At 61.3% G+C, this 9007-nt stretch carries 9 protein-coding genes; 6 read left to right on the forward strand and 3 right to left on the reverse strand.

The window, feature by feature from the left end:
* Window positions 1-1057, reverse strand: a 1057-nt coding sequence (locus tag K0F88_RS32525) for a condensation domain-containing protein (protein ID WP_257605317.1), incomplete at its 3' end; no start/stop codon positions are given.
* Window positions 1058-1327: 270 nt separating this feature from the next.
* Window positions 1328-2062 carry a thioesterase II family protein gene (locus K0F88_RS22010; RefSeq protein WP_094468257.1) on the reverse strand — a complete coding sequence of 245 codons (735 nt, stop codon included), beginning with the start codon at window positions 2060-2062 and terminating at the stop codon, window positions 1328-1330.
* 260 nt (window positions 2063-2322) lie between these two features.
* Here K0F88_RS22010 and idi point away from each other — a divergent pair, with 260 nt between their 5' ends.
* The 6 genes from idi (at window position 2323) to K0F88_RS22040 (ending at window position 8246) form a co-directional block, all read left to right on the forward strand.
* Entirely contained in the window at window positions 2323-2907 is a 585-nt protein-coding gene (gene idi, locus K0F88_RS22015) for an isopentenyl-diphosphate Delta-isomerase (protein WP_219096523.1), read from the forward strand.
* On the forward strand, window positions 2900-3844 hold the full coding sequence (locus K0F88_RS22020) for a polyprenyl synthetase family protein (RefSeq protein ID WP_219096524.1): 945 nt from the start codon (window positions 2900-2902) through the stop codon (window positions 3842-3844). The genes idi and K0F88_RS22020 overlap by 8 nt, the downstream gene beginning before the upstream one ends.
* A gap of 97 nt (window positions 3845-3941) precedes the next feature.
* On the forward strand, window positions 3942-4742 hold the full coding sequence (locus tag K0F88_RS22025) for a glucose 1-dehydrogenase (RefSeq protein WP_094468259.1): 801 nt from the start codon (window positions 3942-3944) through the stop codon (window positions 4740-4742).
* The gene (locus tag K0F88_RS22030) at window positions 4735-6561 is read left to right on the forward strand and encodes a glycoside hydrolase family 15 protein (RefSeq protein ID WP_219096525.1); all 1827 of its coding nucleotides are present in this window, start codon (window positions 4735-4737) and stop codon (window positions 6559-6561) included. Before K0F88_RS22025 ends, K0F88_RS22030 begins: the two co-directional genes overlap by 8 nt.
* Before the next feature lie 331 nt (window positions 6562-6892).
* Window positions 6893-7282: a hypothetical protein gene (locus K0F88_RS22035; RefSeq protein ID WP_094468261.1), complete on the forward strand. Its 390-nt coding sequence runs from the start codon at window positions 6893-6895 to the stop codon at window positions 7280-7282.
* 61 nt (window positions 7283-7343) lie between these two features.
* On the forward strand, window positions 7344-8246 hold the full coding sequence (locus K0F88_RS22040; protein ID WP_094468262.1) for an alpha/beta fold hydrolase: 903 nt from the start codon (window positions 7344-7346) through the stop codon (window positions 8244-8246).
* Here K0F88_RS22040 and K0F88_RS22045 read toward each other — a convergent pair.
* Window positions 8215-9007 (reverse strand): GlxA family transcriptional regulator (locus tag K0F88_RS22045; RefSeq protein ID WP_257605318.1); only part of this gene is annotated, 793 nt, incomplete at its 5' end. The genes K0F88_RS22040 and K0F88_RS22045 overlap by 32 nt on opposite strands.

Genomic DNA, 9007 nt, shown 5'->3' on the forward strand with positions numbered 1-9007 from the left:
GGGTCTGGCCGTCGAGTCGGGTGCGCAACACCTGGGTGTTGACGAAGAAGCCGATCAGGCCTTCGATCTCGGCGCGGTTGCGGTTGGCAATCGGCACGCCGACACGGATGTCAGTCTGTCCGGTGTAGCGATGCAACAGCGCGTTGAAGGCGCCGAGCAACAGCATGAACAGAGTGATGTTGTGTTTCTGCGCCGTGGCCCGCAATTGCTCGGCCAGTTGTGCGTCGACCGCGAATTCGTAACGGGTGCCGCGATAGCTCGGCATCGCCGGGCGCGGGTGATCGGTGGGCAGTTCCAGCACCGGATGCTCGTCACCCAGTTGCGCCTGCCAGTAGTCGAGTTGACGCGCCTGCTCGCCCGCCTCCAGCCAGCGGCGTTGCCACAAGGCGTAGTCGCTGTACTGGATCGGCAATGGCGCGAGTGGCGGTTGCGCACCCGCCTCAAAGGCGTTGTAGCAGCGGATGAATTCGTCGATCAGCACGTTCATCGACCAGCCGTCGGAAACGATGTGGTGCAGGGTCAGCAGCAAGACGTGTTCTTCGGCGGCGAGCTTGAGCAAGGTGACGCGCAGCAGCGGGCCGACCGACAGATCAAATGGCAACACCGATTGCTGCTCCGCCACTTGGGCGACGGCCACTTCGCGCTCCGTGGCCGATAACGCGCTGAAATCTACATGATCGATGACCAACGGCGCGCTGGCCGGCACTTGCAGCAACGTGTCGTCGGCCTGGCGCTGGAACACCGTGCGCAGGGTTTCGTGACGCGCCACCAGGCTGGCAAAGGCTTGCTCCAGCGCCGGCAGGCTCAAACGCCCGGTCAGACGCACCGCGCCGGGCAGGTTGTAGGCGCCGCTTTGCGGGTCCAGCTGCCAGAGAAACCACATGCGTTGCTGGGCATACGACAGCGCCTGGCGATCCTCGGCTTCGACGCCGGCAGGAATGGGGAACCGGGCGAAATCAACGCCTTCCTTTTGCAAGGCCGCAAGGAACATCTGGCGCTTTTCCAGGGGCAACCCGATAAACCGGCGAGCAAGTTTCAAGGAGTCTTCAGCATTCATTTCTAAGCATCCGGATCAGTGGCGGGAAGCACAAAGGCACGTCGTCCCTATAAAACGAATGCAGGCCGGAAAAATTAGCGAATGAGAACAAGTATCAGGAAGGAGGGTGAAGCGAAGTCTGTGAGCACGCCGACGATCACTGTGGGAGCGGGCTTGCCCGCGATGGGGGCATATCAGTCAACACTGATGCTGAATGTCCGACCGCTATCGCGGGCAAGTCGAATCGTCGCACCGCCGTTCCCACAGGTATTGGGTGAAGCTTGAGATCTGTTAGCTGACGGCCATCAAGCCATGCCGGCGATGATGCACGTCGAGCTGATCCTTGATCACCCGCAGCACCTTGGCCTCGTGCTCATGGATAAAGAAGTGCCCGCCGGCCAGCATGTCCACGGAAAAACTGCCGTGGGTTTCCTTGCTCCAGCCGATCAACTGCTCGGTGGTGGCCCGATCATCTTTGCCGCCGAGCACGTGCACCGGGCATTTGAGCAAGGGACGCTGCTGCGGCTCGAAGCGCCCGCACAGCAGGAAGTCCGCACGCAGGACCGGCAGCGTCAGGCTCATCAGCTCTTCATTGGCCAACACTTCTTCGCTGGTGCCATTGAGGGTGCGCAGTTGATCGATCAACTCGGCATCGGTCCTGGGCTCGGCGAAACCGCGATCGTAGTCGGCCCGCAGGGTGGGTGCAGCCGTGCCCGAGGCGAACAGCGCCACTGGTTCCGGGCAGCCCAGCGAGCGAAACGCATGGGCCATTTCACAGGCCAGCAACGCGCCCAGACTATGACCGAACAATGCGTATGGCGCCTTAAGCGTGGCTTTTTGTTCCTGGGCGAGCTGCAGCGCCAAGCGTCGCATGTCGGTGTGCAACGGCTCGCCATACCGCGCGCCACGCCCCGGCAGTTCCACCGGCTGCAGCTTGAGCCATTCCGGCAGTTTGCGCCGCCAGCGGCTGTAGACCATGGCGCTCGCGCCTGAATAGGGCAGGCACAGCAATGTCAGCTGGGTCACCGGGCTTACCTCGAAAAGTTGTCTATCAAGAGAACGGATGAGGTACGGCGGGAATTAGTCAGGGGGCAAACCTTGTACAGAACACTTAGTTCGGCACACCTGCGGGCGCTTTAACAAGACAAGAAAAACGGTCTAACGGAAATTTGCAGAGGGCAAAAGTCTTGACTAGATTCCGATTTATACAAGTACACGTCTGAATTTCCCTACGTCGTCTGGTCAGCAGTAAAGGTCCGGTAGCGAAGACACCATGGAGTCTGGCTATGGACGAATTTCTTATCCTGGTTGACCGACAGGATCGTAAAAAAGGTATCGCCGAGAAGTTGCAAGCCCATCAACAGGGCCTCTTGCACCGCGCCTTTTCAATCCTCATTTTTGACAGCGACGGCCGCCTGCTGCTGCAACAGCGTGCGTTCGGCAAATACCATTCCCAAGGCTTGTGGAGCAATACCTGCTGCGGTCATCCCCGCCCGGGCGAACGGACCGCTGCCGCAGCGAAACGGCGCTTGTTTGAAGAAATGGGTATCACGTGTCCGTTGCGTAAAGTCTTTACCCTTCTCTACCGTGAGCCGGTGTCAAACCAGCTCATCGAGTACGAGTACGGCCACATATTCGTCGGGGTCACCGATTGCGAGCCCGTCGCCAATCCCGAAGAAGCCAATGACTGGCAACGGCAAACGCTGCCCGAGCTTGCGCAGCGTATTGCCGCTGCGCCCGAGACCTTCACTATCTGGTTCCGCAGGGTGCTCGAAATCATCGGACCTACCGGGCTAAACGCCTGGAAAGACCAAGCCCTAGCCGGCCAGCAAGCGGTTGCCGAGCGAAAAGGAGCACCCGCTCATGAATGACCGCTCGCGGACGGTTTCAACCACACCCTTGGCGGAAAAGCAGCCGTCTCCGGTTTTGTTTACGTTCGAAGCCTGGAAGCAAGAGGTTGTGCAGCGCATCCAGTCAGCACTGAAACACGCGTTGCCTGCCAGCGACAAGCATCCGACGCGCCTGCATGAAGCAATGAGATACGCCGCGTTGGGCGCTGGAAAACGCTTGCGTCCACTGCTGTGCCATGCCGCCGGTGAAGCCGCCGCGGCCTCACTCGAAGCGCTGGATGTGGTGGGCGCCGCGCTGGAATTGATTCACGTCAGCTCCCTCATACACGACGATCTCCCTGCTCTGGACAACGATTCCCTGAGGCGTGGCGTGGCCACGGTACACGTGCAATACGACGAAGCGACCGCGATTCTGGCGGGCGACGCCTTACTGGCCCGCGCGTTTGAAGTGTTGAGTCGGGCGCCGGTACCGGAAAACACAAAAGCCCGATTGATGGGCGAAGCGGCCACGGCGTGCGGCTCCAGTGGCATCGCTGGCGGCCAGATGATCGACATCTCCAGCATCGATACCGAAATCGACCTGGCGCTGCTGGAACAGATGCACCGGATGAAGACCGGCGCCCTGATCCAGGCCAGCGTGCGCATGGGCGCGCTGTGTGCAGAACATACGGTGCTGAACCTCGAAAGCCTGGATCGCTATTCGGCCGCCCTCGGCCTGGCGTTTCAGATTGTCGACGACATTCTCGATGCGACTTCGGACACGCAAACCCTGGGAAAAACCGCCGGCAAGGACGCCGCAGCCCATAAGCCGACCTATGTCTCGGTACTCGGACTGGAGCGCTCCACAGAGCTTGCGCACCAACTGGGTGAGCAAGCACATGACGCATTGAAAACCCTGGCAGGCAGAACCGACCGCCTTCATGGACTGACCAACCTGATCATCAAACGCTTGCGCTGAATGCACGAAGATTAAGATCTTTTCATGGTCTGCCCTGAACTCTCGCCAGCCCCCGTCAGTCAGCTAGTTAAGCCCTCAACCCAAGGCGCTCACGCTGATGCAGATTTCCCTCGACCAACAAGTCGCCCTCGTCACCGGTGCCAGTTCCGGCATCGGCGCAGGCGCTGCCAAGGCTTTGGCTGCCGCTGGGGCTGCTGTGGTGATCAACTACCATTCCCAGGCTGAACCCGCCGAAGCACTGGCCCGGCAGATCAACGCTGATGGCGGTCGCGCCCTGGCCCTCGGTGCCGATGTCTCCAACGAAGCAGACGTCGAACGGCTGTTCGCGCAAACCCTCGAAGCGTTCGGTTCGCTGGACATTCTGGTGGCCAATTCGGGTATGCAAAAAGACGCGTCAGCCGTGGACATGACCCTCGCCGACTGGAACCAGGTGATCGGCGTCAACCTCACCGGCCAATTCCTTTGCGCCCGCGCCGCCCTGCGGATTTTCAACAAGCAAGGCATCCGCAAAGGCGTGTCCCGGGCCGCCGGCAAAATCATCCACATGAGCTCGGTGCACCAACGGATTCCCTGGGCCGGTCACGTCAATTACGCCGCGTCCAAGGGCGGCGTGGACATGCTGATGCAAACCCTCGCCCAGGAAGTCAGCCACCAGCGCATCCGCATCAATGGCATCGCACCGGGGGCAATTCACACGGCGATCAATCGCGATGCCACCTCGGGCGACCACCTGCAGGATCTACTCAAACTCATTCCTTATGGCCGGGTCGGCGAAGTCGAGGACATCGCCAATGCGGTGGTCTTCCTCGCTTCCGATGCCTCCGACTACATCGTCGGGACGACCCTGTTCATCGACGGCGGCATGAGCCTCTATCCGGAGTTTCGCGGCAATGGCTGATCATCATCCCGAGCGACAAAGTGCGATCGATGCTCACGGCATCATCGGCGACATGCGCAGCGCGGCGCTGGTCAATGACAAGGGCAGCGTCGACTTTTTCTGCTGGCCGGAATTCGACAGCCCGTCGATCTTCTGCTCGCTGCTGGATACGCCCGAGGCCGGTGTTTTCCAATTGTCGCCGGACCTGCCCGATGCCCGCCGCGAACAGATTTACCTGCCCGACACCAACGTGCTGCAAACCCGCTGGCTCAGCGACCGCGCCGTGGTTGAAGTCACCGACCTGCTGCCCATCGGTGACAGCGAAGATGATCTGCCGGTGCTGATGCGCCGGGTTCGGGTGGTCAGCGGCCAGGCGACCTTTCACATGCGTTGCGCCGTGCGGCATGACTACGCTCGCGCCAGGACCCGCGCGCGTATGGATGAAAAAGACGTGGCTTTCGAGGCCGACGATCAGCCCTCACTGCGCCTGTCATCGGATCAGACCTTGCGTATCGACGGCAACGCGGCCGTCGCCGAATTCACCCTCAAACAGGACCAGAACGCGGAATTCCTGCTCGGCGGCATCGACGACCCGCGTTTCAAGGAAGGCGCCGCCGGGTTGTGCCTGGAGCGCACGCTGAAGTTCTGGCGTGACTGGACGGGCCAGTCCAACTACCGAGGTCGCTGGCGGGAAATGGTCAACCGTTCCGCCCTGGCCCTGAAGCTGCTGACCTCGCGCAAACACGGGGCGATCCTTGCCGCGGCGACGTTCGGCCTGCCGGAAACGCCCGGCGGCGAGCGCAACTGGGACTACCGCTACACCTGGATCCGCGACGCCTCGTTCACCGTCTACGCGTTCATGCGTCTGGGCTTCGTTCAGGAAGCCAACGATTACATGCGCTGGCTGCGCGGGCGGGTCAGCGATTGTCAGGGCAAACCGAAGAAACTCAACATCCTCTATGCCATCGACGGTCGCCAGGAACTGCCGGAAACCGAGCTCTCGCATCTGTCCGGCCACGGCGGCGCGACGCCGGTGCGCATCGGCAATCAGGCTTACGATCAGGTCCAGCTCGACATCTTTGGCGAGCTGATGGACGCGGTGTACCTGGTCAACAAATACGGCGACGCCATCTCCCACGAAGGCTGGCAACACGCGGTGGAAGTCGTGGATCAAGTCTGTGAAACCTGGCAGCAAGAGGATGTGGGCATCTGGGAAATGCGTGGCGAACAGCATCACTTCCTGCACTCGCGGCTGATGTGCTGGGTGGCCTTGGACCGGGCCATTCGCCTGGCCTCCAAACGCTCCCTGCCCGCGCCGTTCGCCCGCTGGGACCAGACCCGCCAGGCGATTTACGCCGACATCTGGGACAACTTCTGGAACGAAGAACGCGGGCATTTCGTGCAGCACATCGGCGGCACCGCGCTGGATGGTTCGATGCTGCTGATGCCACTGGTGCGCTTCGTCAGCGCCAAGGACCCGCGCTGGTTGTCGACCCTCGACGCCATCCAGAAAACCCTGGTCCGCGACGGCATGGTTTATCGCTACCGCAACGAAGACAGCCAGATTGACGGCCTCAGCGGCACCGAAGGCGCCTTTGCCGCGTGTTCGTTCTGGTACGTCGAATGCCTGGCCCGGGCGGGCCAGGTGGAAAAGGCGCACCTGGAGTTTGAACAGTTGCTCAGGTACGCCAATCCGCTGGGGTTGTACGCCGAAGAGTTCGACAGCCATGCGCGGCATCTGGGCAACACACCGCAGGCGCTGACGCACCTGGCGCTGATCAGTGCGGCGAGTTTTCTGGATCGGAAATTGAGTGGGGAGAAGAATTACTGGCAGCCTTGAAACCGACGTCGCCTCCTTCGCAGGCAAGCCACGCTCCCACAGGGGGCTTGTGTCGAACATGCTTTTTGCGGACGGACACGAAACCTGTGGGAGCGAGGCTTGCCCGCGAAGAGGCCGTCAGCCATACACCGGACTTACTGCCTGCCCGCAAAACCAGTGGCGAATGCAGGGCAAGCACCTACAACCATTAAACAAACCTGCTCAATCACCCGAAACCGTCCATTCCAACAGCCCGAAATCGTTTGTTGCCAGCCGTTACATCGCCCCCTACCATCCACAGTCAACGGGTGCAGCGGAGCTGCCCGATAAAACCCGAATTCAAGGAAGCAGAATGAGCCAGCGTATCCACCGCCCCATCGATTCCCCACTCCGTTCCGGCCTGAACCGCGATGAACTGTGGGAAGCCCACGACAAGGGCCTGATCAAATGCTGGGAAATCGGTCGCCAACGCGCCGCCCGTTTCCCCGAACTCGCCCAACGCTGCCTTGTCGGTGAGTTGCCGGTGCTGGGCTGGAAAGGTGGCGTCAGCCGCAGCCTGAAGAAACTCGAAAAGTACGGATCCTTGAAATACCTGGCCCAGTGGCAGGGTTTGCGTGGGGAAGATCTGGATGTTGACCTGGGTGAAGAGCGGCCTCTGACGTGTTCGCGGACCAGGATGGTGGTGACGTTTACGCCGGACCGGTCGAAGTACTTCAACCAGGTGGCGGAAGTCGAGGTCTGAGTCGGCGGCACTCTGGTCGATTTGCATCATTCGTTTCAAAAAAACACTTCTGGAGTGTCCCATGAACAATGAAGCGTTGATCCAGTACACCAAAACCTCGGTGTTGATGGTCGCCTACGAAGAACACGGCCCTGCCACCGGCGACCCTATCATCCTCCTCCACGGCTTCCCTTACTCCCCACGCGGCTACGACGAAATCGCCCCGGCCCTCGCCGTTCGGGGCTACCGCGTTATCGTTCCGTACCTGCGCGGCTACGGCCCGACCCGTTTCAACAGCCCCGACACCCTGCGCTCCGGCCAGCAAGCCGCGCTCGCCCAGGATCTGTTGGACCTGATGGACGCGCTGGCCATCTCCAAGGCCACGCTCTGCGGCTACGACTGGGGCGGTCGGGCGGCGTGCATCGTGGCGGCGCTTTGGCCGGAGCGGGTTCGCTGTCTGGTGACCGGTGACGGCTACAACCTGCAGAATATCCCCGGTTCCACCCAGCCGCAGGCCCCGGAAACCGAGCATCGCCTCTGGTATCAGTATTACTTTCACACCCCGCGCGGGGTCGAAGGCCTGACGAAGAATCGCCGGGACTTGTGCGAATTGCTCTGGAAATTATGGTCGCCGACCTGGGCCAAAGGCCCTGAGCGCTACCCGCTGAGCGCGCCGGCCTTCGACAACCCGGATTTCGTCGAGGTGGTGATTCACTCGTACCGTCACCGATTCATGTACACGCCAGGGGACCCGGCACTGGAGTGGATGGAAAAAGCGCTGACCAAGCAGCCGCCGATCAGCGTCCCGACGATTTCCCTGTGTGGTGCCGACGATGGCGTCGGACCGGCCGAGGAGATCGATGAGGACATCGAACATTTCACTGGGTTTTATGAGCGACGAGTGCTGGCGGGCGTTGGCCACAACATTCCCGAAGAAGCGCCCGAAGCGACACTCAAGGCAATACTGGATCTGCTTCAGCGCTGACAGAAAACCGCTCGCGATACGCTTGCGGCGTTACGCCCATGGCCCGCAGGAAACTGCGTCGAAGCGTTTCTTCACTGCCGAACCCGCACTGCACCGCCACCCGTTTGATTGGCAGACCGGTATCACTGAGCAAGCGTCGCGCGGTCTCGACCCGGATCAGTTCGATTGCCCGCGCCGGCGTCTGGCCGGTGTCGGCGCGGTAATGGCGAACGAAGCTGCGTTCGCTCATGCCGGCCTGCAAGGCGAGTGTCGGGATTCCAAGGTCCATGGTGAGATTTTCGCTGATCCAGGCGTGAAGTTCGTCGAACCGGCTGTCTTCCTTTTGCAGGGACAAGGTCACGCTGAACTGCGACTGACCGCCCGGACGCTTGAGGAACACCACCAGTTGCCGGGCGACTTCCAGGGCCATCGTGCGCCCGAGATCCTCCTCGACCATCGCCAATGAAAGGTCGATGCCAGCCGTGACACCGGCCGAGGTCCAGACCGGGCCGTCGTTGATAAAGATCGGATTGGGTTCGACCCGCAACAGGGGATGCTGCTGCGCCAATTGTTCGCAACGGGTCCAGTGAGTCACCACCCGCCGACCATCGAGCCAACCACTGGCCGCCAGTAAAAACGCCCCGGTGCACACCGATGACACCCGCCGACACCCCGTCGCATGTTCACGCACCCAGGCCACCAGCGACTCATCTTCCGCCGCCGCGTAAACACCCCAGCCGCCGGCGATGATCAAGGTGTCGCTGCCTTGCTCGGGCAACGGC

The sequence above is a fragment of the Pseudomonas sp. UMAB-40 genome, assembly GCF_900095275.1.
Lineage (GTDB): Bacteria > Pseudomonadota > Gammaproteobacteria > Pseudomonadales > Pseudomonadaceae > Aquipseudomonas > Aquipseudomonas mandelii_B.

Coding starts and splice junctions, on each gene's coding strand:
- idi (WP_219096523.1), top strand. CDS start 2,323: ATGGACGAATTTCTTATCCTGGTTGACCGACAGGATCGTAAAAAAGGT.
- K0F88_RS22020 (WP_219096524.1), top strand. CDS start 2,900: ATGAATGACCGCTCGCGGACGGTTTCAACCACACCCTTGGCGGAAAAG.
- K0F88_RS22025 (WP_094468259.1), top strand. CDS start 3,942: ATGCAGATTTCCCTCGACCAACAAGTCGCCCTCGTCACCGGTGCCAGT.
- K0F88_RS22030 (WP_219096525.1), top strand. CDS start 4,735: ATGGCTGATCATCATCCCGAGCGACAAAGTGCGATCGATGCTCACGGC.
- K0F88_RS22035 (WP_094468261.1), top strand. CDS start 6,893: ATGAGCCAGCGTATCCACCGCCCCATCGATTCCCCACTCCGTTCCGGC.
- K0F88_RS22040 (WP_094468262.1), top strand. CDS start 7,344: ATGAACAATGAAGCGTTGATCCAGTACACCAAAACCTCGGTGTTGATG.